This window comes from Amycolatopsis sp. WGS_07, assembly GCF_045278895.1.
Classification (GTDB): Bacteria; Actinomycetota; Actinomycetes; order Mycobacteriales; family Pseudonocardiaceae; genus Amycolatopsis.
Genome location: NZ_CP136053.1, coordinates 4,999,629 through 5,021,037, shown reverse-complemented (window position 1 = coordinate 5,021,037; position 21,409 = coordinate 4,999,629). Strand labels below are relative to the sequence as shown.

Below are 21,409 nucleotides of genomic sequence, written 5' to 3'. Positions count from 1 at the left end.
CTCCGCCGCGCTGGTTGTGCTGATGCGGCCAGGATGACCCGGATCGGGCGGACGGGCGTTGTCGAGTTCGGCCAAACGGAGCGGGCCGGTTTGTCCGGATCGGTCAATCCTGCGGATCGGCGACGGCCAGCTCGATGATCATCGCCAGCCGTTTCGCGGGCAGGTCGAGCCGCAGCGGCGTGACGTCGGCCATCTTCCGCAGCCGGTAGCGGATGGTGTTGGGGTGCACGCCGAGCCGTTCGGCGGCCTCGGTGAGGTCGCCCTGGGTTTCGAGCCACGCGCGCAGGGTCGCGACGTAGCTGGTCGAGTGGGCCGCGTCGTGCCTGGCCAGGTCCGCGATCGGACCGCGCGCCGGAGCCCGTCCCGCAGCCGCGGCGGCGCGCAGGCGGAGGATCAGGATGTCGTCCCAGGACTCGTCGTACGCGACGGTCGCGCCCGGGTTCGGGCGGACGTCGTGCAGGGCGAGGCATTCGTCGGATTCCCGCCTGCTGGCCGGTAGTTCCGCGGTGGACGCGGGCGCGCCGATCCCCGCCGCGACCGTGACCTGGGCGGGCAAGGCGTCGCGGATCCCGTCGATCCACGCGCGAGCGGCCGCGACGTCCTCGCCGGGCAGGACGGTGTAGACGGTGTTGCTGAACAGCGTGCTCCGGCCCGGCCGCGACCAGCCGAACCCGGTGGTCGCGCGCTCGAACGCGAGCAGCAGCGCGGCGTGCCGTTCGTCGGCGATGTGCGCTTGGAGCGCCACCACGCGGAACCGGCCGGGCGGCAACCCGAGCCTGCTCAGCACGGCCGCCGCGTCCGGGGTGCCCTCCAGCAGGCGGATGACCAGGTCCGATTCGACCTGCCGTTCGAGGTCCGCGCTCGCCCGCGACCGCAGCAAATGCAGCCCGACCGTGCGGGAACTGTCGTGCAGGACAGTGCGCCGGACGTCCGACAGCGGCTCCTCGCACTCCACCCAGATCGACCCGAGCGTCTCGCGTCCCGCGCGGACCGCCACCACCATGCGCCCGGTCAGCCCGTGCTCGGGATCGGCTTCGACGAACAACGGCTCGTCGGACTCGGCGAGATGCGCGAACACGCCACGGCGCTCGAACAGCTCGCGCACCGGATCCGGCACGCGCCTGCCGAGGATCGTCTCCAGCCGCACCCGGTCCGCGCCCTGCTGACGGCTGGAGTACGCGAGCACGCGGGACAGCTGGTCCTCGATGGTGACCGCGCTGCCGAGCGCGTCGGCGAGGCTGTCGGCGAGCGCGAACAAATCGGTCGGCCCGCGTCCGGATTCCGTTTCGCGCCCCTCAAGGACCAGGCCGTAGACCACGCCCGCGAGCTGGCCCCACGACACTTCCGGGTCCACGAGCAGCACCGCGACCTGTCCTTCTTCTGCTCGGGTCACTTCCGCTGGCCCCGGCAGCACAGATCCCCGCACCAACACGACAGACGCCCTCGCCGCGGCCGCGCGCTCGACGGCTTCCAGCACCGAATCGACGCCCACCGCGAGGTAAACGTCGCCGCGCAACCCGCGCGGGTCAGCCGGGTCGTCCATCACCACGTCCCGCAACGCCGCTTCGCGCGCGACGGGACAACAGCACAACCGCGCGCCGTACCCACCGAGGACGTTGACGAGCCGATCCAGCGTGACCATGCCCCTGTTCATACCTGACACCGTCTGCGGGGAGTCGTATCGTGCGGGTCATGCGGGCGCGGGTCGAGGACGTGCACGAGCTGGCGCTGGGGATGCCCCACGTCACGGTGGTGCGCGGCTCGCAAGAAAACCCCGTCTACCAGGTCGGCGGCAAGTCGTTCGTGTTCTTCCGGACGCCGCGGCCGGACGCCTTCGACCCGGAGACCGGGGAACGCTATCCGGACGTGATCGTGTTCTGGGTACCGTCCGAATCGGACAAGCAGGCGCTGGTCCAGGACCCGGACAGCCCGTTTTTCACCACTCCGCACTTCGACGGCCACCTGTCGGTGCTGATCCGCGCCGCCCATCTCGGTTCGCTGACCGTGCAGGGGCTGCGCGAGGTCGTCGAGGACGCCTGGCTGTCCCGGGCGTCACCGCGTCGGCGCGAGGCGTGGCTCTCCCGGTAAGCGATCAGGAATCAAGAAGCGTCGGGACTGGTGCCGGATTTAGCGTTTACGGCATGACTTCCTTCGACTTCGTCACCCTGGACGTTCCCGATGTCGCCGCCGCCGAACGCTTCTACACCGCCGCGTTCGATCTGGGCGACCGCCTCCGCTTCCGGCAGGCCACCGCGCCGAGCACCGGTTTCCGCGGATTCACCTTGTCGCTCACCGTTTCCCAGCCCGCGAACGCGGTCGCCTACCTGGACGCCGCGCTCGCCGCGGGCGCCACTTCGCTGAAACCGGCAGCCAAGTCGCTGTGGGGTTTCGGCGGCGTGGTGCAGGCTCCCGACGGCGCGATCTGGAAGGTCGCGACCTCCACGAAGAAGGATTCCGGCCCCGGGGTCCGGGAGTACGACCAGATGGTGCTGCTGCTCGGCGCGTCGGATGTGGCGGCGACCAAGCAGTTTTACGTGTCGCACGGGCTTTCCGTCGGCAAGAGCTACGGGCGGAAGTACGTGGAATTCGAGACCAGCCCGGTCAAGCTGGCGCTCTACGGCCGGAAGGCGCTGGCCAAGGACGCCGGGGTGCCGGAGGAGGGATCGGGTTCGCATCTGCTGACCATCGGCGGGAATGCCGGGCAGTTCACGGATCCGGACGGATTCGCTTGGGAGACTTCGGTTCTGGCCTCATGACTGGCGAAGCCGGTTAGAACCGGCACAAACACTCACGAGCTGTTACACCCGAGCGGGCATCTCCGACTCACCAACAGAGTCCGGAGGTGCCCCATGGCGACCGAAGTACCGACGTTCTGCCCGCTGTGCGTGTCCAGGTGCGGAGCCACCGCGACAGTCGAGGACGGGCGACTGCTCGCGCTCCGCCCGCTGCCCGGCCATCCGACCGGCGGCGCGATCTGCGTCAAAGGCAAGGCCGCGCCGGAGATCGTCGCGCATCCGGACCGGCTGCTGCATCCCCTCCGCCGGACCGCCCCGAAAGGCGCGGCCGACCCGGGCTGGGAGCGCGTCGGCTGGGACGAGGCGTTGGCGACGATCGCGTCCCGGCTGACGGCGATCGCGGAGGAATCCGGACCGGAAGCGGTGGTGTTCGGCAGTGCGTCGCCGTCGACGTCAGCCATGTCGGACACCATCGAATGGCTGACCCGGCTGCGGCGCGCCTTCGGCAGCCCCAACCTCGTCAGCTACATGGAACTCTGCGGCTGGGGCCGCCACCTCGCCACCCTCTACACCTGGGGCGAACCGGTCCCCGGCGGCTATCTGCCCGACCTCGAGAACGCGCAATGCATCCTCTACTGGGGCTACAACCCGTCGGTCTCGCGGCTCGCGCACGCCACCGCGACCACCGCCGCACTGCGTCGCGGGGCCAAGCTCGTCGTGGTCGATCCCCGGCGCGCCGGGCTGGCCAGCAAGGCCAGCCAGTGGCTGCGCGTGCGCCCCGGCACGGACGCGGCGCTGGCGTTGTCGATCACGCACGTGATGATCGACAACGGTTGGTACGACAAGGAATTCGTCGAGCGGTGGACCAACGCAGCGAAACCAGTCGGTGCGTCGCGCCGGGTGTGGGACCTGATCGTCGAAGAATGCGCGCGGTTCACTCCGGAGGCCGCCGAGGAGATCACCGGCGTGCCCGCCGACCAGATCGCCGCGACGGCCAGGCTGCTCTGGGAGCACCGTCCGGTCGCGTTCTACACCTGGAGCGGGCTGGAACAGCAGAGCAACGCGACCCAGACCGTACGAGCCATCGGCCAGCTCTACGCACTCACCGGATGTATCGACGCACCCGGCGGAAACGTGCTGTTCACGCCCGTGTCGACCAACCCCGTCGACGGCCGGGAGCTGCTGCCGCCGGAACAGCGGCGCAAGGCCATCGGAATACAGCCGCGCCCGCTCGGCCCGGCGAAGTTCGAGTTCATCACCGGCGAGGACTTCTACCGCGCGGCCCTGACCGGCGTGCCCTACCGAGCCCGGGCCTTGGTCAACTTCGGCGGCAACTTGGCCTTGGCCCACGGCGACAGCGCACGGGGCCGGGATGCTCTCCGCGCGCTGGACTTCTTCGTCCACACGGACTTGTTCCTGAACCCGACCGCCGAGCAGGCGGACCTCGTACTGCCCGCAACCAGCGCCTGGGAAGCCGAAGCGCTGCGGATCGGTTTCGAGACAAGCCAAGCCGCGCAGTCGACTGTCCAATTGCGACAGCCACTGGTCACCGCCCGCGGCGAGGCCCGGTCGGATCTGCGGATCATCTTCGACCTGGCCGTCGCCCTCGGACTGGGCCCGCAGTTCTTCAACGGAGACATCGAAGCAGCCTGGCATTACCAACTGGAGCCCAGCGGGATCACCCTCGATCAACTGCGCGCCGCCCCGGAAGGGATCCGGCTGCCGCTGGAAACGGTCCACCGCAAGTACGAACAACGCGGCTTCCGCACCCCGTCCGGCCTGGTCGAGTTGTACTCCGAAGCCTTGCTGGAAAACGGATATCCGCCACTGCCGACCTTCGCCGAACCGTCGATCAGCCCACGATCCCGGCCAGACCTGGCGACGCGTTACCCGCTGATTCTCACCTGCGCGAAGTCGCTGTTCTTCTGCGAAACCCAGCATCGCGAAATCACGAGCCTGCGCAAATCCGCCCCCGAACCCACTGTTGAGATGCACCCCGAAACCGCCGCCGCCCGCGGCATCAACGCCGGTGATTGGGTACGATTAGAGACACCGTTAGGGAGTATCCGCACGAAAGCCACATTCAACGTCAACCTGCACCCAGACGTCGTCTGCGGCCAGCACGGCTGGTGGCAGCCAGCCGACGACCTAGGCCAGCCCGGCTACCCGCCTTTCGGCGACGGCAGCGCGAACCTCAACCTCGTGCTGAGCCAAGGCCCGAGCGACCCGATCAGCGGCAGCTCGCCCTTGCGCGCCTCCCTGTGCGAAATCACCAAAGACAGCTAGCGCCACGTCGGATTCGCGCCAGCGGTCGGTGCCCCTGCCGCGAAAGACTGGTCGACATGATCAATGTCCTCGCCCGATTCCGTGCCGCCAGCACCGAATTCGCCCAGCGCCTGCCGTTCGTCCGGGACTGGACCGCCCCGACGCCCTGCGCGGAATGGAACGTGCGCCAGCTCGTCAACCACATGGTCCGAGGAAACCTCAACTACGCCGACCTCCTCGCTGGCGGCACCCGCGAGGACTTCCTACGCCTGCGAGACGCCGACGCCCTGGGCGATGACCCGCTCGCCGCCTACGCCGCGTCGGTGCAGCTAGTCCTCGACGCCTTCAGCCGTCCCGGCGCGCTGGATCAACTGCTCGACTACCCGCTGGGCCAGGTGACCGGCCGCCAAGCCCTGGCCGTGCGGGCGACGGATTCCGCCATTCACGCCTGGGACCTGGCGCAAGCTCTTGGTGTCGACGACTGTCTCGACCCCGGCCTGGTCGCGTGGATCAGCGACGAGCTGGAGACGATCTACTTTGGACTGGCGGAGTCGCCGATCGCCGCCGATACGACGCACCGGTTCTTCGCTGTGCCGGGGTTGCTGAGCGAATCGGCGTCGCGGCAGGACCGATTGCTGCACCTGATGGGGCGGGACCCCGGGCGGTTCAGCGAACGGTGAGCCAGGGGCACGCAAACTCCTCTAGCGCGTCTGTTCGCTCAGCCAACATCCCGGTGTTCGGCTTCCAGAAGCGCAAGCAGACCAGGAAACCGACCCTCCACATCCTTGCGTCGCAAGCGAACACCCTTGCGGTTGCCGTAATCGATCTCGTCGATGAGGCCCGCTTCGCGCAGGACCCGGAAGTGATGGGTCTGGGTCTGCTTAGAGATCGGAAGATCGAACGAGCTGCAGCCCCGCTCGCTGTCGGTGCGGTCGGCGGCCAGCTCCGTCATCACCGCACGACGGTGCTCGTCAGCGAGCGCGCGCAGCACCACGCCCAGCTCGAGCGCATCGGCCTCGGGACCGGCCAGGTTCGTTCCGGCCACGGACACCTCCTTCAGGTACGTATTGCATCATACCTGAAGGCGTGATCTACTAAGGTACGAAATAGATCGTACCTGCTCCGAGAGGTCCCGCCATGAAGAAGCCCGAGGCGCTGATCGTCGGCGCCGGAATCGCCGGGCCCACGCTCGCGTACTGGCTCGCCCGGAACGGATACCGGCCGACCGTCGTCGAGCATGCCCGGCAGCTGCGCTCCGGCGGCAGCGCGATCGTCGTAAAGGGACCCGCGATACCGGTCGCCGAGCGGATGGGCGTCCTTCCACAGCTGCGCGAACTCGCCACCCGCAACCGATCGCTGACCCTGCTCGACCCGGCAGGCAAACGAGTCCTGCGGCTTCCTTCTTCTTCAGAAGGGGTCGAGGTGACCCGAGCCGACCTGTCCGAAGTGCTCCACCGATCGGCGCGGAACGACGCCGAGTTCGTGTTCGACGACACGGTCACCGCACTGAATCAGGACAACGGCGGGGTCAACGTCACCTTCCGACGGTCCGCGCCACGGCGATTCGACTTGGTGATCGGTGCCGACGGGATGCACTCCACCGTACGACGTCTGGTGTTCGGGCCTGAGCAGCAGTTCGTCCGCGACCTGGGCCTCTACGGCGCGACCGTCCCACTGGAACCCGACGCCGTCGACGACCCAACCGAGCTGACGATGCTCACCGCACCGAACCGGATGCTGGTCGTCCACCCCTCGCGCACCACGCCGCTCGCGATCTTCACCTTCCGAGCCACACGGACGGCACCCCACGACCGCAAAAACATCGCTCTCCACAAGCAAACCGTGGCCGACGCGTACGCCGACGTGCGGTGGCGAGCACCAGAACTCGTGGCCGCGTACCTCGACCACCCAGCCCCGTACTTCGACCCCCTGACGACCGTCCGGATGTCCTCGTGGTCCCACGGAAGGGTCGTCCTGCTCGGAGACGCGGCGGCGGCCACCGCACTGCTCGGCGACGGGTCAAGCATGGCGATGGCGGGAGCGCATGCCCTCGCGGAAGAACTCGCCGCCCACCACGGCGATCACGCCCGCGCTTTCGCCGCCTACGAGTCAAGGCTCCGGCGCGAAGTGCAACCGCGACAGCGACGTGTCGGCCTGCTGTCCAGGCTTTTGGTACCCAGCACCCGATCAGGTCTCGCGGTCCGCAATACGGTGGGCCGCGCGATCGGCCGCACGAACCGGACCTCGTCTCGCGAAACCACTAGCGCCGGGTAGCCCGGACGGGGTCAGCGAGCAGCTTCTCCAGATCAGCATCGGACAACGCCCGCATCGACACGTACTCGATCGACACCCGCCGCCCCGACGTGTCCGCGTGATACCGCACCGCCGCCGACCAACGATTGTGCACCGGCGCCAACGTGTCGCGCGCTCGGTGTGCAGCGAGGCCCCGTGCATCGCCGCGGCGAACGCTGTGCGGCCGTCGACCAGGCGAGCTGGCGGGAAAATCCTTTATTTCCAAGGAAAGCACGATCGAATTCAGCTTCTCGATCACCGAAACCAGCTGGCCCCAGCCTCGACCGCGAACCCGACGAAAGCGGTCACGCACAAGCTCAAGATCACTCTGGCTCTCAGCTGGCCGGTCGTTGGCTGTGCGCCGCATGCGGGGTCAGTCCCACCCTTTTACCCTGAACGTCTCCGGCATCGGGTCATCGTCCGGCTCGTCGGCGCGGGGGCTCCGGGGTGCGGCAGCCGGCGCGGCGGGCGGTTGTTCGAGTAACGCTTGGCCCTGTTCCGCCAGCTGTTCGCGTTCGTCCTCGGACAGCGACCGGTAGTACTCGGCGAACCGCTCCGTGCGGCCGGCAAAGGCCTCGCTGTAGGTGCTAGTGGTGACCAGTTCGGATGCGCTGAACCGGCCCGCGAGGATTTCCCGTGCCAGTTCGGCGAGTTCCGAGCCGGCGACGCCTCCGGACAGCTTGGTGAGAGTCGCACGCCGCGCGCGAGCCAGTTTCGGGTCGTCGGTGCCGAAATCGACCGATGGCTCGTCCATGACGGATCCTCCGTTCAGACCTCGGGATGGTCGTAATGTCCGGGGAGTCGCTCTCCGGCGAGGGGATCGACCTGGTTCGCCGCGGCGGCGAACCACGCGACGGCATCCTCGACGAGGTTGGCCAGCCCGGTGAAGCCTTCGACGGTTTTGTTGTACTTTTCGATCAATCGGGCACACTGCACGCCAGCGAGGGACCACAGCGCAGCCGGCCCGACACCCGTTTCGAAGGTGGCGTCGCCGGCGGCGATCTCCAGGGCGATCCATACCGCATCGTCCTGGATGCCGGTGATGAGCCCCGCCAATGAATTTGCCAGCTTCCAGACCCCGATGGCGACGGCCGTGTAACGGTGGCCGAGGTTCTCGAGCTTGCTCTCGATCGTGCGCAGTTTGGCGGCGAGCTTCGAGAAGTAGTCGTAGCAAGCATCTGCCGCATTGCCTTGCCAGCTGCGATCGAGTTCGGCATTGCCCACTTCGATGTTGTGTGCCACCGCGCCGTAAAAACCGGCCAGGTTGTGCCACGTCGAGGCGCACCGGGCGTAGGCCTTCCAGTCGCCGACGATCATCTTGGCGAGATCGTCGGCGGGATTGGTCAGATGCAGTATCTCCAAAACCTGCGCGACGTACCACGACGGGCTCAACCTGTCGGAGATCTTTGAAAACAGCGAGGTGAAATCGGGGTACTCATCGGGAATCGTGGGCGGAGCGAGCTTGTTTTCCGGCTGCTCGGCTTCGGTGATCTCGTCGGTGGTGCGTGGCTCTTTGGCGCGGGAGACTGTCACTCGCCCGTAGCTGTCGTCGAGTCGTCGGACGTGCTCGTTCTCGTTCTCGACATACCAAATCGCGGCGCGACGCAGCTCCGCGCCCGAGTTCAGGCTGACCGCACGCAACTGCCCGAGACTGGTGGTCACGTCGTTCACGATCTTCTGGTGGCTCTGGTAGAGCTTGTCCAGCAGCGAGAGTGCGGCGGTGTCGAGGTGGGTGTTCTTTTCGACGTAGCTCCGCGCGGTCTCGGCATACGTGTGGTGCACATCGACGACATTGCCGTACGCGGTCAGCATTTCCGGGCGGACCTGGAACATCAGCGGCACTCTCTCCCGTCACGCTCGGTGCTCTCGTCGCGAGTGTTACCTGGCCGCACCGAAATCAACCAGGACCTTTCGGCCCCAGCCAAAACAACAGATATTCCGGTTGCGAGCAACGGAAACTCCGGTACCCTGCGCACGCAGGGAGGCCACTGTGAACACCCGGCTGGGCAAGCTGCGGATGCGATTCACGCCGACAGACCTGCTCAACACCCGGGTTCGCGCGACACCTGATCCGCTCTGGGAACTCGCGCTCAGCGTGCACAAGCTGAAGGACGTCACCGAGGGCGCCGGCCGATGGTCCGACGAGATCCGGGCCGCCCGCCGCGTGATCGCCGATTTGATCCCGCCGCGCGGCAACTTCGCCGACTTCCTCACGCCGACACCCAGGTCGGAGCACGTGGCCGACGGTATGGAGACGATCGCGTCAACGCCTCGGCAGCAGTTGTTCGACGATCTCCATCCGGAGCGGCTGGGCAGGCCAACCACGGAGTATGCCCGTGCGCTGGCCACCGGGGACCGCCACGCCCTCGGGCTGCTGATGCGTTCGCTGGAACGGTACTTCCACGCGGTGATCGAACCGCGGTGGCCGCTGATCCGCCGGATGACGACGGCCCACCACGGCGGTGGATGGCAACGCGTCGTCGAATCGGGCCTCGGTGCGGTGCTCGGCTCGCTGTCACCCGCCATCCGATGGAACTGGCCCTGGCTCGAAACGGACTATCCCCTCGACCGGGAAATCGACCTCGGCGGACGTGGCCTGACCCTGGTCCCGTCGTATTTCTGCGACGGCGTTCCCGTCACCTTGATCGACACGGCGCTCGAACCGGTGCTGGTCTTCCCGGTCCGCGCCGCGCCCACCGCCCTGCCCGACCCGGAACGGACCCAGGCACGCCTCGCCCCCGTGCTGGGCAGGACCCGTGCCCGCATCCTCGTGCAACTGGCCGGCCCGCACACGACCTCCGCTCTCGCGGCGGCCGTCGGCATGTCGCTGGCCACCGTCAGCCAGCAGGTCGGCCTGCTGCGGCAAGCGGGCTTCGTGACGAGCGTCCGCGACGGACGCACTGTGATGCACACGCTTTCTCCGCATGGACGGGACGTCGTCGACGCGGACACGTTCGCGCCTGACGGCAGGCTGTGATTTCTTATAGTGTTGCTCGGCAGGCCTCGCTCGAGGTTGACGCGGCCGCACCCATCCCTTTCCTTGGGTTGTCGCAGGCTGGCCTGTCCCAGCAGAACTTGCAGAGAAATCAGCAGCGACTTCCAGCGGGATCACGTTGGCATGAACGAGCTGGCCCAGGTGCTTCCGCAGCCACTTCGCCAGCAGCTCCGCCCGCCACGGCTGGTCATTGATGTCGTGGATCAGCGCATACTCGATCGACACCCGCCGACCCGACGTGTCCGCGTAGTACCAGGCCGCCGAAAGCACCTCGTCCACCGACCAACGATTGTTCACCGACACCAGCGTGTCCCGCAGCTCGTCGTCCGGAGAGTCAGACCCACCGTCGACACCGTCACCGAACGCTGACCGATACCAAGCCCAGCAGGAGACGGATACACAATGCGATGTATCGCCGATATAACGCGACGAAAATTCGCTAGAGGTTCACCCATCGCGACCCGTTTACAACATCAGAACGACCCGGATTCACCCAGCTCAAGAGCACAAAATCTTTTCGAGGCGCAGCCGTGCCACAGCCGCTTGCCCCGGCGAGCGGGTCGCCCAGGCACGGGACCAGGTGCCACCGCGGACGTGCTGATGGCAACTCCGCACGTCGGCATGTCGGCTCGGCCCGCGCGTGCAGCCACAACTGCAATTACTGTCCAACCGTGATCACCGCGGCCCACAGATCTTTTCCGCCGGGATCGCACAGGCGGACCCGGGCCTGCCGCGCCGCCCGCTGCGACGAGAACCCGCCCAGCGAATCTGCCGCCTCCGCCCGGCCACCACCGACATAAACTATACACAGAGCGACATTACGTAACACCGACGGAAATTCGACAACCTTCAATTATCAGGGTTCTGGGCTCAACGGATCCCATCGCCCCGTACTATACCCTGCGACCTGAAAAACTATTAAGTTATGAGTATTTACGCCAATCAAGCAAGATCTGCACCGACTATCCAAATCTCATACTCCTCAGTCGTCACCCCGCAAATCACCCGAGCGTCAACTGACATTGCCACAAACTCCGGCTCCTCGGGATTATTCACGAGATGGCGAGCAAGAGAAAGGTCTCGAGCAGGGCGGACGCGCACCCAGGGCAATCTCCCAATCGGACTGCCTGCGACACTGATCAAAAACTCCCTATCGTTCCCGAAAATTCCCAGCTCTTCCGCGACCGATTCCCAGGTTCGATCTACTTCACTTAGGTAGTCGAATTCCGAATCGGTCGCCACCCTTGCAGTGGGAACAGCGTTCCCGCTGATAATAACTCGCCACGCATCCATCGGAGCCGGCCCGTCAAAAGACGAGCTCGCCTCCAATACCACAAGACCCGAGGCCCGGAGCATACCGCTCCTAAGGTTTTCCGCCGAAGAATAGTAATTCATTTTAGTAGTATATGATGCTTTCCTCCGACCTGACTGTAGCGTTCGAATTCCGTGGATGAGTCCCACCCGAAGTTCACCCCGGTACGAGTCGCGTCAACCTTGGGCTGTCCGGCGTGAAAATGCGGTCTCGGCGCGTTCGGATCGTTAGTGTGCTCAGCGATAACCCTGCTCCCGCCTTCAGTTTCGAACTGCTCGCAGTTGCCGTGAGCGCCGCGGTCTTTCGCATCGTACCGATAGCCTGGCGCTCCACGGCGAGCTACGTCGTCGCCAACCGTCCATGCGGCGTCAGGTTGAGCATCCGCGGGCAGCCCCGCACGGTCGTATTCCGCGGCTTTCGCCTCCTCGCGGCTTGTGTTTGCCGCGAAAGCAAGGCTTCCCGCACCGACCTCGCCCTCGATAAGACGAGCACCGCCGGCGACGGCGAGTTCGCCGCCCCTGACCGCGGCACCGCCGGGGACGAACACCACCCCGACCCCGAGCACGCCCTTGACGCACCCGACGACTGCGGGATCGCGGAAGCAGCCGTTCACCAAGTCCTTCGCGCCGGAGACCTCGTAGACAGTCTTCCCGAAATCCTTTAGTCCGCCCCAGATCGTCCTCCAAAGCCCTTGTCGTCGTCATCGTCGTCGGACCCACCGGACGCACCGCCGCCTGATGCCCCGTGCTGTTTCGACGCGGCCTGGCGGCTCCCGCCGAAAACGCGGGAGCGCCGTAGTTGACTAGGCGCGACTGGGCCGCCCGGCAACCGCAAGTGTAATTCTTTGTGACGCCACAGTGGCTACGTCCGTGAACCGTGATTCCAGTCGAATTCGTCGGATTGTTCAAAGAGCAGTCAGGACATGTGCAGCAAGCGAAAGCAGTCCTACCAGAGACGCAGGCAACGACATCCCTCGCGATGGCGGCGTTCGTCAGCGGGCGGGGAAGACAGCCCAGCCGCAAAGCCGAGCAGATTACTCGCGTCGGACTCGCCTGCCAAGGCCCGCGGCCGGGCATCTGGCACGCGCCGCCAGGGACGCCGGGGCACAACCCGAAGGGGTCGAAGGCCCGACCGGGTTGTCGTCTGCGCAAGAGTGGCCAGTCATCGGCTGCGGGTTCCCGGTCCTCAACACCGAGTCGAACGAACCCGTGGGCCCTGGGGTTCTTCTAGTCTGTGCGCGCCTCCAGGTAGGAGGCTTGGAGAAGTGCGAACGGCGAACCCCAACCAGGCAGTTGACTCCGGATAGAGCCCTCACCATCCGAGCAATAATTCGGTGGAACCTCACCAATTCCTGGAACGTCAATAACATAGAATTCTGCGCTCGTTCCAACGACCCGAATCGAGGAACTTGGAGAGAGAGTGACAGTCAGCTCAACAAGGCCCGGCCCAGCATGCATCTCACTTCCAACCACGCTCCAGGCCACCCTTTCGCTATCCCTCCGAATTCCCCGCCAGTCGGACTTCTGCAATCCACGAATAACGAGAGCAGCAGCGTTTCCATATTCAAATTGCAGCGCGGTCCGCAGTTCGAACAGGAGGCAAACGGTTGATGTGAGTGCATGCACGCGCAAGTCAAGCAGCTGCGCCTCTTGGAGCGCGTCGCTTTCGACAAGCGGATCCATGTCGGGCCCAGGAGCACCGGACACCCGGATGCGCGCCCAAATCAAGTCTTCTACCGTATTCACGGCAGCGCAAGGTGGTTGTAGGGGCTGGATTTGGCGATTGTCTTCCCGTCCGCCGGGTTCACTGACTGCCCTGCCTTGTTCATGTAGACCACATAACCATTCGGGTACTGGTACTTGCCAGTCGTAACCGGGTCCATGACCCGAACCTGCGTAACTCTAGAGTCAAGCCCTTCAGTTCCCGCCGGAATATCGTACACCATTCCCTTGCCTGTATCGACCGGCACTCCTGCGGCCCCCTTCGGCAGCGGGAACGACTCTCCCTTTTCTGGACCAGGCACCGAATCAATCGGGCAGCTGTTGTTGTGCACCAAGATCGGCGTGGCACCCGCGAGTACATAGTAGGTGTGGGTGGTGTCGATGGTGAGGTTGTAGGTACGGAAGCTGCTGGTGTAGCGATTGAGGGTTTGGACGGCGACGTGGCCGCCGCCGGGCGTGTCGAGAAGGTCGCCGGGCCGGAGGTCGGTGGCGTCGGTCCAGGTGTGGGTGGTTGCGTCCCACCAGCGGTGGTGTGCGGTGCTGGTGATCTTCTTAGGGCCGCCTGGAGTGGCGACGGTGACATCGACGAAGTCGCGGTCGGTGTCGGTGATGTGCACGGCCGTGACGGTGTGGATCTCGGTGTTGGCGTTGTCGGGCTCGGCGTTGCGGACCTTGTCCCCGACCTTGACCTGCTCGATCGGCTTCATCGTCCCGTCAGCCATGAGCACCGGCGTGGATCCGGCGAAGCTGTTACGCGTGCAACCCGCCGCGAGATCTTCGGCGACAGCACGGCCTTCCACCCCGACCTCGCCTTCGATGAGGTGAGCACCGCCGGAGACGGCGAGTTCGGTGCCTCTGGCCGCGGCGCCGCCAGGGACGAACCACACCCCTACCTCGAGCACGCCCTTGATGCATCCGACGACTGCGGGATCGCGGAAGCAGCCGTCCACCAAGTCCTTCGCTCCGGAGAACTCGTACAAGGCCTCCCCGGCCTTCTTGAGGTGGCCCAGGAGCCACCCCCAAAGCCTCCCCCGTCGTCGCTGTCGTCGGACCCACCGGACGCACCGCCGCCTGATGCGCCGTGCTGTTTCGGCGCGGCCTGGTGGTGCCCGCCGGAGGACGCGGGAGCGCCGTGGTTGGCAGGGTGCTGCTGGGCCGCCCGGCAACCGCAGGTGTTGTTCTTTTCGTTGTTGTCGCAGCTCCAGCCGCCGTTGCGGCAGGCGTCGCCGCCGCCGATCGAGCCGTCGGGCCGGCGGCACGCGCCGTCGGGGACGCCGGGGCACAGGCCGGACGGGTCGGTCAGTCCGATCGGGTTGTCGTTGGCGTAGGAGTAGCCGTTCATCTGCTGCGGGTCGTCGGTCTTCAGCACCGGGTCGACCGTCGTGAACCGGCCGAGCGCCGGGTCGTACTCGCGGGCGCCGAGGTGGGTCAGGCCGGTGGTGTTGCGGTATCCGCCCAGGTAGCCGTGTTTGTCCGGCCAGAGGGACGGAACCGGGCCGCGGGCCACGCCGTAGGGGTCCTGCCAGCGTTGGGTGACGGCGAGGTTGTCGGCCTTGACGGTGGCGTAGGCGGTGTTCTGGGTGTCGGTCATCGACCAGGTCAGGCCGCCGTTGGCGTCGCGTTCGGCGACGGGTGCGCCGTTGAACGTGTAGAACCGGGTGCCGACCGTGGTGGACGTGCCGGTGCCGCGGAACAGTTCCAGGTCGTTGAGGGTCAGGGTGGTGCCGGTCGGGTCCTTGGTGAGCAGGAGGTTGCCGTCGGCGTCGTAGGTGTAGCTGGAGACCTTGCCGCTGGCGTCGGTGGCGGTGGCGATGTGGCCTTCAGGGTCGTAGGTGAAGGTCTGCCCGGCGCCCGGGGGTCCTTGGGTGAGGGTGCGGCCGGAGGGGTCGTAGGTGTAGGCGGATCAGCACATACATGAACGGTCACACCACGATCGACCACATCCGCGGGCCGCGGCTCCTCGAACTCGGTCTCCGTCCAGCTACGAAAGCGAGCCGAGTTCGCCATAGCGGGCAGTAATCTCAAATTCGCCCAGAAGGTCCAGGAACAATAGATATCCAGTAATGACTGTCAAGGCTACCTTGTGAAAGAATTCACCCAGCCGGTCAACTGAATTCAGGGGCTGGAGCGACCGGTTCGGCCTTGGGCCTTCCTCTGTCTCGCCTTCATCGGTCTCGTTCTTCTTCGGTTGGCGAGTTCGGCCCTGGGCACCAAGACACCAGACGAACCGCGAAAGACGAAACGAGGAGACGTGATGAGCACTTCAACCCGCAAAGCGATGTCTGCGGCAAGTGAGACGGTGTGAGCGGTCGGCGGGAGCATCCTGACTGGCGTACCGCTCCTGACCTGCTGACAGGCGCGGGTTCCGTGAGCAGCCAACTCTTTCAGGTCCGGGCTCGTCGGCGCGGTTCCCCATGCTCGGGGCGCGATGGCGGTTTAGACGGCCGCCGCGGGCTGGACAGTCCGTCGACTCCGCTGCTCCCCGGGACCCGAGTGCCGGATCCCGTGTCGGAGGGCAGCACGCGTTAGCCTTCCGCAGGTGGAAGAGATCGTGACGTATGTCGAGATGACGGCCCGTGACCAGCTTGCCCCGGCTGACCCGGTCCCCGGTCTTGCCCTGGAGCGGCTGGACCGCGATTCGCCTTTGGTGGTCGACCTGCAGGCCCGCATCGGCGCCCCGTACGGGTGGGACAGCGCGCGACGGACCGACGAGGAATGGGCGACCTGGTTCGCGCGGCACCCGGATCGAGTGTTCTGGCTGCTGCGTTTCGAGGATCAGCCGGCGGGCATGGTCGCCTACGACCTGCACCCCGGCGGCGATGTGGAGATCGAGACCTTCGGACTGCTTCCGGAGTTCGTCGGCAAGGGCCTGGGCGGCTACGCGCTGACGCTCGGGATTCGGCAAGGCTGGGCACTTGCCCCCGGCGTGACCAGGATCTGGCTGCATACCTCCAGCCTGGACCACCCTCATGCCCTGCCCAACTACCATCGCCGAGGCTTCCGCACGGTCAAAACCGAGCAAGGCGATCGTCGCTGAGCACGTTCATCCGTGCGCGTCCGTGCCCTTGAACTAGTACGCCGGCACCGGGCCGGGTGTGCTCAGCCGGTAGGACCCGGTGCCAGTCTCGACCATGTGCCCGTCGCAGGTGAGCCGGTCCACGATGGCCGAGCAGCACCGCTTGTCGGCGAAGGCCTGGGCCATTCAGAGAACGGCGGGGTCGAGGACGCGGCGATCGAGCTGCGTTCCTCGCGGTCGGTCAAATCTGAAACAGCGGCTTCGCGCTGGCCTTGTCCAGGTCGAGGTAGCCGAGTTCGTCCAGGCAAAGAAGATCGCGGCCACTTCCGTCAGCCCGATCGAGACCCTTGCCCACTGCAGCACTGCTGGTTCGACCAGGGCGGGAATCGAGGTGGGCACGTCGTCTGCCCCAACTCAACGACGCCGGCCGTTTCGTGACGAGATGAGCATCCGGACAGCCCAACAACAGGTGATCGAGATGGTCAGCGGGCGAGCCACGGAGCGAGCAGCTTCTCCGCAGCCGGTTCCAGCAGGCTGGGGGCATACATCACGACAGACACTCCATCATCGAAACCAACAACTCAGCCTTCAGCAGCCAACTGACCGCACGCCGCCGCAATGTCCGGACCACGAGTGTCCCGGACCGTGCACGCCACACCACCGGCGTTGACCAGCCGCACGAACTCACGCTCCACCGGCTTCGGCGACGCAACCGCTTCGCCAGCAACTCCGCCCGCCACGGCTGGTCATTGATGTCCCGGATCAGCGCGTACTCGATCGACACCCGGCAACCCGAGGTATCGGCGTAGTACCGGAGTGTGCAGCGACACCGCCAGCCGAACCTGCATCCGCTCGTCCGCCAGCTTCCGAATCGCCGGAGCCAAACCCACCGTCGACACCGTCACCGAACGCTGACCGATACCCAAACCGCCCGGCGCGGGATCAGTGATCCGCCGCACCGCCGCCACCACGCGCTTGTAGTTCGCCAGCGGCCCACCCATGCCTACTCTTTTACAACACCGTGACGGCGCGCATTAACACAGCTCAGGCACGGAGAATCTTCCCGCTGTGCGACGTGTCACAGCTACTCCGTCCCGGCCACCTTACGATCTTCGACTAGCCCGAGCCAACCCTCACCGAATGGTGCTCATCCCTAGACGACGGGAGCAAGACCTCCACCTTCAGCCCACCGAGGAAGAACAGCTCCGCGGCCCGATATGTCAACACTTCACACAACATTCTGGTTGAGTTACGCCGCGAACCCGGGACTTCTCAGATGTCCCGATCTACCTCGGCTCACACGAGGGAGCCGCTCTCGCCTCCCCATGGCGCACAACCGCCCGAGGGCTGTGAACCAGCAGATCTGCGGCCGCGCCCGATGCACCGATCAGTCGCTTGACATGCCTCGAGCACAGCCACGCCGCGGATGCGGCCTCTGTTTACTTACGAAGGTGAGCCGAGTTCCTCGTAGCGGGTAGTCATCTCAGACTCTCCCAGAATGTCCAGGAACAACTGAAACTGAACAAAATTGTCCGACCGGAAGACTCCGTCTTCTGGCCAGATTGCATCACATTCGGGACATTTAACAATAGTGATAGAAAATCGAGTCGTCCTAACTTTTCCAAGAATTCCCTGATGACATCTTGGGCATTCCATTTCTCATCTTCCGTTCGCACTCAGTATGGATATGCAGTAATAACTTCCGTCGTTCCCGGCTTGACCACGACACGAATCGATGTTTCGCCGCCGCTCCCGATGGATCTTCCCATTGGAACGACGTATGCGCCTGGATCACCCGGCTCTGCCGCGCCACGCCTCGCCCATGCCTCGTCAACCAACTCAAGGGGACTTTGTTGACCAGTGAAGATGCTATGGTTCAGCTTATTCGGATTAGCACTCTCCGAAGCGTGGGCTCCGACATGAAATATCCGATGCCCTTCTCCTCCTTTCATCGGCCCGTAAACAAGGCCTTCGGGTGTTTGGAGCTTCCCGCCGCCGAGGTCGGTCAGGCTGAAGCAGCCGGTGTTGTGGACCAGGACTGGTTCAAGGCCTGCCAGCACATAATACGTGTGCAAGCCGTCGATCGTGAGGTCGTAGGTCAAGCCGCTGTCTTGGTAGCGCGCAACTCGCCGGATCGTTGCGGTGCCGCCGGGTACGGACACTCGATCACCTGGTTGCAACTGCCCGGCTTCGACCCAGTGTTTTGTCTGAGCTTCCCAAATCTGGTGGTGCTCAGTCGTCCGCAACGGGCGACCGTCGGCATCGGCAAGATCAAGCTCTACCCGGTCACGATCACCGCTGGTCACATGGACCGCTGTCACTGGATGCTGTTGCGCATGACCTGTCGTTGGGTCGCTGTCGGCAACTATGTCGCCGACCTTGATCTCGGAGATCGGTTTGGTCGAGCCGTCCGCCAGCAATACCGGGGTGTCGCCGGTGAAGCTATGCGCGATCGGACAGGAAATTCCAAGGGCGATCGCACCCTCAGCGGCCTTGCTCTCGTCCTTGACAACGTCGTCCACGATGCGGATGGCTTGTGCCGCGTCCCGGAGGACAGGCTGACGGCGCAGCGTTCCTCGATCCAATCGCCACAGTCGGCCAGGGGCGGCTCGCAAGATCCGCCGGGTCGCCCACGAAGCAAAGCTCCTCGGTCGTGCACGGTCAGGTTCGCCGCGGCCACGATGGCGCACGAGACAGCTGGGATTGTCACCGATGGCGCAGGCGACACTTGCCGGGAGTTCCGGCCCAACTGCGCTCCAGAGATGATTCACAAGCGCCACAGCCATTGCTGGCAAGGCACAATGAGCCTTACCCTACAACCACGGAGGCAACCACGTGTCTGGCCAGTTCATTCCCAACCGCCTTCGCGACCTGCGAACCCGGGCCGGTCTGACCCAGGCAGAACTCGCAGAGAAAATCAGCAGCGACGCCAGTCAGGTCAACAGCTACGAAACGGGAGAAGACATACCGAGCCGCGAAGCGGTCATTTTCCTCGCCGAGGTCCTCAACACGACCGTCGATCACCTCGTAACGAACGACGGGATATCCAGGCCCGCGACAGCCGCTTCAGGGGTCGACTGGCTGACAACGAACTCGCCACGATCATCGCCAAACCTTGCTTCGTCACAGGCGAAGCAACGTGATGGCCTGCCAAGCGCGCCACGCCGTGACGTGCGGGCAAGCTTCACCGACCAGACCATCACCGTTTACCAGGCGTACTCACCGCAAATTGCCGACGCGGCAGTCGAATCCCAGACGTTCGTGGCACCGTTCAAGCGCGACCGGATGACCTGGATCAAGCCCTCGTTCCTGTGGATGATGTACCGGTCCGGATGGGCGACCAAGCCCGGCCAGGAACGTATCCTGGAAATCCAGCTCACCAGGGACGGCTTCGAATGGACGCTCGCCCATGCCGCCCTCAGCAGCTACGAACCCGGCACCTACGCCAGCCGACAGCACTGGGCCGAGCGCAAGCACACCAGTCCGGTCCGCATCCAATGGGATCCCGACCGCTCGGCAACCCTCGCTCCGCTCAACCGGCGCGCCATCCAGATCGGGCTCTCCGGCGACGCTGTCGACCGCTACATCAACCAGTGGATCACCAGGATCACGGATGTCACTCCGCTCGCCGCGCGTGTCCACCGCTACGTCAGCTCCGGCCGTCTCGACGCCGCCCAGGAAGAACTGCCCATCGAACAGGTCTACCCCGTGCCCGCACCTATTCGCGGTCTCATCGGCGCCAGCGAACCTCAGCCCGGCCAGCTCTCCTCATGAACGATCTCAACGGCACCAGCGGCTCGCAGCAGCCAGTCCAGAGCACCTAGAGCCGTCGGCCAGCCCGAAACCTCGACGGTCACTCGGAGCGTGCCGTCTTGCTCTGCCTTGGCATCCCACCAGAACCACTGGCGCTCCAACGGATTGAGCCAGTATAGCCAGTCCGCCAAAGTCCATCGACGTTCAGATTCCGCTCTGACCTTGTCAGCAGGTCCCAAAGTGCGCCACCAGGTCAACCAGCGTTCAGCGTCCTCACGCCGCATCTCCTCACCGCACGCGGCTACGAACCAGGACGGAAGGAGCGCCCTCCATTCCTCCACAGCCGGCCACTCTGCCTCGGAATACTCCAGGATCGTCAGCAACACGGCCTGAGCCCGGCTGAGGATCTCGGTGCCGTTGCCTTCGCAAGCGAGGACATCAACAGTGCCGACCCCGCCGGCCACCTGGCCAGAACGCGGGCCGCTCATCAGGTGCCGTCGTTCCTCGGGACCAATCACCACAACTCTCCGCTGCCCCGAACAATATTGTCGAGCAGATTTCCGAACTGTTCCGGTCGAAGACAGAATTGATTTACGTACATGACAAAATTGGTTTCCGATGGACCGGCGCACCATTGACTTTGGAACGGCCCCTGCACGCAATCGTCGACGTGGGATGTCGGCACCTTAAACGTCTTAATCTGCGTCCCTCAGACCCCCGCTCCAGTCGATACTCAAGCCAGGAGAGCGCCCGACCCTCTTGGCCAAAGCTCAGGAAAGCACCGCCCCATCGGTCCCGCCACAACCTTCCCTACCTGAGCCGCTCCTCCCGACACCTGCGATCACAGCGTCCGCCAGAAAACGCAGCTCGTTCAGACCGACTGCCGTCGACATACGCAACGAATTACGGCATGCAGATTCATCCGGCTACAGTTTTTCCCAGCTTTCGAAGAATTTGATTTGCTCGCCCACAGTGGCGAGATCGTCTATCGACGCATCGGCTAAAGTGTCGACCAAATCGGCTAGAAGCGCTGGCTGCCCCGGACGAAGCACGTAGATTTTCTCGCCACCCCCCATGTCCCGGGCCATTCCGCTTGGATATGCATCGAGCCGAGATCCCTGAATTGCCATGAGCCAGCCTTTCGGCTCGACTTGACGTCGTATCTCGACCAGAGCCTCGAACATGTCGCCAGCTGCGCCACTGACGGTCTCGCCATCCCACTCGAGCCGAACTGTATATAAAGTACGACCCTCTTCGGTAAGCTCTTTCGACCAGTCGACCAGTCCTGCGCGCGACTCGCTACCGCGCACCATTCGAATC

The 21,409-nt window shown here is 65.1% G+C and carries 20 protein-coding genes and 3 pseudogenes; 8 read left to right on the top strand and 15 right to left on the bottom strand.

Annotated features, from left to right (window positions below; genetic code table 11):
* Positions 1-103: 103 nt before the first annotated feature.
* The gene (locus RPX00_RS23750; RefSeq protein WP_406642562.1) at positions 104-1,642 is read right to left on the bottom strand and encodes a PucR family transcriptional regulator; all 1,539 of its coding nucleotides are present in this window, start codon (positions 1,640-1,642) and stop codon (positions 104-106) included.
* A 50-nt stretch (positions 1,643-1,692) separates the two neighbouring features.
* Here RPX00_RS23750 and RPX00_RS23745 point away from each other — a divergent pair, with 50 nt between their 5' ends.
* From RPX00_RS23745 to RPX00_RS23730, 4 genes are all read left to right on the top strand, one after another.
* Positions 1,693-2,088: an MmcQ/YjbR family DNA-binding protein gene (locus RPX00_RS23745; protein WP_406642559.1), complete on the top strand. Its 396-nt coding sequence runs from the start codon at positions 1,693-1,695 to the stop codon at positions 2,086-2,088.
* A gap of 53 nt (positions 2,089-2,141) precedes the next feature.
* Positions 2,142-2,756 carry a glyoxalase gene (locus RPX00_RS23740; RefSeq protein ID WP_406642557.1) on the top strand — a complete coding sequence of 205 codons (615 nt, stop codon included), beginning with the start codon at positions 2,142-2,144 and terminating at the stop codon, positions 2,754-2,756.
* Positions 2,757-2,849: 93 nt separating this feature from the next.
* Complete coding sequence (locus RPX00_RS23735; RefSeq protein WP_406642554.1) at positions 2,850-5,021, top strand: molybdopterin-dependent oxidoreductase; 2,172 nt, start codon at positions 2,850-2,852, stop codon at positions 5,019-5,021.
* Positions 5,022-5,077: 56 nt separating this feature from the next.
* Complete coding sequence (locus RPX00_RS23730) at positions 5,078-5,680, top strand: TIGR03086 family metal-binding protein (protein WP_406642552.1); 603 nt, start codon at positions 5,078-5,080, stop codon at positions 5,678-5,680.
* A gap of 38 nt (positions 5,681-5,718) precedes the next feature.
* Here the strand turns inward: RPX00_RS23730 and RPX00_RS23725 are convergent, their stop codons facing one another.
* Positions 5,719-6,045: an ArsR/SmtB family transcription factor gene (locus tag RPX00_RS23725; RefSeq protein ID WP_406642550.1), complete on the bottom strand. Its 327-nt coding sequence runs from the start codon at positions 6,043-6,045 to the stop codon at positions 5,719-5,721.
* 92 nt (positions 6,046-6,137) lie between these two features.
* Between RPX00_RS23725 and RPX00_RS23720 the strand changes: the two genes are divergently transcribed.
* A complete protein-coding gene (locus RPX00_RS23720; protein WP_406642548.1) occupies positions 6,138-7,274 on the top strand; it encodes an FAD-dependent monooxygenase in 1,137 nt (378 codons plus the stop codon).
* A 37-nt stretch (positions 7,275-7,311) separates the two neighbouring features.
* On the opposite strand, the pseudogene RPX00_RS23715 reads toward RPX00_RS23720, so the two are convergent.
* The 3 genes and pseudogenes from RPX00_RS23715 to RPX00_RS23705 all read right to left on the bottom strand — a co-directional run.
* Positions 7,312-7,425, bottom strand: a pseudogene (locus tag RPX00_RS23715) (23S rRNA (adenine(2503)-C(2))-methyltransferase RlmN); the annotation flags it as partial.
* Positions 7,426-7,665: 240 nt separating this feature from the next.
* Positions 7,666-8,046, bottom strand: coding sequence for a hypothetical protein (locus RPX00_RS23710; protein ID WP_406642547.1), 381 nt, complete (start codon positions 8,044-8,046; stop codon positions 7,666-7,668).
* Positions 8,047-8,060: 14 nt separating this feature from the next.
* The gene (locus RPX00_RS23705) at positions 8,061-9,134 is read right to left on the bottom strand and encodes a hypothetical protein (protein WP_406642545.1); all 1,074 of its coding nucleotides are present in this window, start codon (positions 9,132-9,134) and stop codon (positions 8,061-8,063) included.
* A gap of 148 nt (positions 9,135-9,282) precedes the next feature.
* Here RPX00_RS23705 and RPX00_RS23700 point away from each other — a divergent pair, with 148 nt between their 5' ends.
* A complete protein-coding gene (locus RPX00_RS23700; RefSeq protein WP_406642543.1) occupies positions 9,283-10,269 on the top strand; it encodes an ArsR/SmtB family transcription factor in 987 nt (328 codons plus the stop codon).
* 123 nt (positions 10,270-10,392) lie between these two features.
* Here RPX00_RS23700 and RPX00_RS23695 read toward each other — a convergent pair.
* The 5 genes and pseudogenes from RPX00_RS23695 to RPX00_RS23675 form a co-directional block, all read right to left on the bottom strand.
* A pseudogene (locus RPX00_RS23695) lies at positions 10,393-10,748 on the bottom strand (23S rRNA (adenine(2503)-C(2))-methyltransferase RlmN); the annotation flags it as partial.
* 481 nt (positions 10,749-11,229) lie between these two features.
* Positions 11,230-11,682 carry a hypothetical protein gene (locus tag RPX00_RS23690; protein WP_406642542.1) on the bottom strand — a complete coding sequence of 151 codons (453 nt, stop codon included), beginning with the start codon at positions 11,680-11,682 and terminating at the stop codon, positions 11,230-11,232.
* The gene (locus RPX00_RS23685; RefSeq protein WP_406642540.1) at positions 11,679-12,212 is read right to left on the bottom strand and encodes an HNH/endonuclease VII fold putative polymorphic toxin; all 534 of its coding nucleotides are present in this window, start codon (positions 12,210-12,212) and stop codon (positions 11,679-11,681) included. Before RPX00_RS23685 ends, RPX00_RS23690 begins: the two co-directional genes overlap by 4 nt.
* Before the next feature lie 1,128 nt (positions 12,213-13,340).
* Positions 13,341-14,300, bottom strand: coding sequence for a Hint domain-containing protein (locus tag RPX00_RS23680; protein WP_406642538.1), 960 nt, complete (start codon positions 14,298-14,300; stop codon positions 13,341-13,343).
* A complete protein-coding gene (locus RPX00_RS23675) occupies positions 14,210-14,911 on the bottom strand; it encodes an RHS repeat-associated core domain-containing protein (RefSeq protein ID WP_406642537.1) in 702 nt (233 codons plus the stop codon). The genes RPX00_RS23680 and RPX00_RS23675 overlap by 91 nt, the downstream gene beginning before the upstream one ends.
* Positions 14,912-15,859: 948 nt before the next feature.
* On the opposite strand from RPX00_RS23675, the gene RPX00_RS23670 reads away from it, so the two are divergent.
* On the top strand, positions 15,860-16,357 hold the full coding sequence (locus tag RPX00_RS23670) for a GNAT family N-acetyltransferase (protein WP_406642535.1): 498 nt from the start codon (positions 15,860-15,862) through the stop codon (positions 16,355-16,357).
* Positions 16,358-16,390: 33 nt separating this feature from the next.
* On the opposite strand, the gene RPX00_RS23665 is transcribed toward RPX00_RS23670, so the two are convergent.
* The 3 genes and pseudogenes from RPX00_RS23665 to RPX00_RS23655 all read right to left on the bottom strand — a co-directional run bounded on the left by RPX00_RS23665 (position 16,391) and on the right by RPX00_RS23655 (position 18,858).
* The gene (locus RPX00_RS23665) at positions 16,391-16,522 is read right to left on the bottom strand and encodes a hypothetical protein (RefSeq protein WP_406642533.1); all 132 of its coding nucleotides are present in this window, start codon (positions 16,520-16,522) and stop codon (positions 16,391-16,393) included.
* A 395-nt stretch (positions 16,523-16,917) separates the two neighbouring features.
* A pseudogene (locus RPX00_RS23660) lies at positions 16,918-17,343 on the bottom strand (23S rRNA (adenine(2503)-C(2))-methyltransferase RlmN); the annotation flags it as partial.
* A gap of 669 nt (positions 17,344-18,012) precedes the next feature.
* Positions 18,013-18,858, bottom strand: a complete 846-nt coding sequence (locus RPX00_RS23655) for a Hint domain-containing protein (RefSeq protein WP_406642531.1) — start codon at positions 18,856-18,858, stop codon at positions 18,013-18,015.
* 313 nt (positions 18,859-19,171) lie between these two features.
* Here RPX00_RS23655 and RPX00_RS23650 point away from each other — a divergent pair, with 313 nt between their 5' ends.
* Positions 19,172-20,110 (top strand): DUF4291 family protein, encoded by a 939-nt coding sequence (locus RPX00_RS23650; protein ID WP_406642529.1) that lies wholly within the window; start codon positions 19,172-19,174, stop codon positions 20,108-20,110.
* Here RPX00_RS23650 and RPX00_RS23645 read toward each other — a convergent pair.
* A complete protein-coding gene (locus RPX00_RS23645; RefSeq protein WP_406642528.1) occupies positions 20,086-20,607 on the bottom strand; it encodes a hypothetical protein in 522 nt (173 codons plus the stop codon). The genes RPX00_RS23650 and RPX00_RS23645 overlap by 25 nt on opposite strands.
* A gap of 408 nt (positions 20,608-21,015) precedes the next feature.
* Positions 21,016-21,402 carry a hypothetical protein gene (locus RPX00_RS23640; protein WP_406642526.1) on the bottom strand — a complete coding sequence of 129 codons (387 nt, stop codon included), beginning with the start codon at positions 21,400-21,402 and terminating at the stop codon, positions 21,016-21,018.
* Positions 21,403-21,409: the final 7 nt, after the last annotated feature.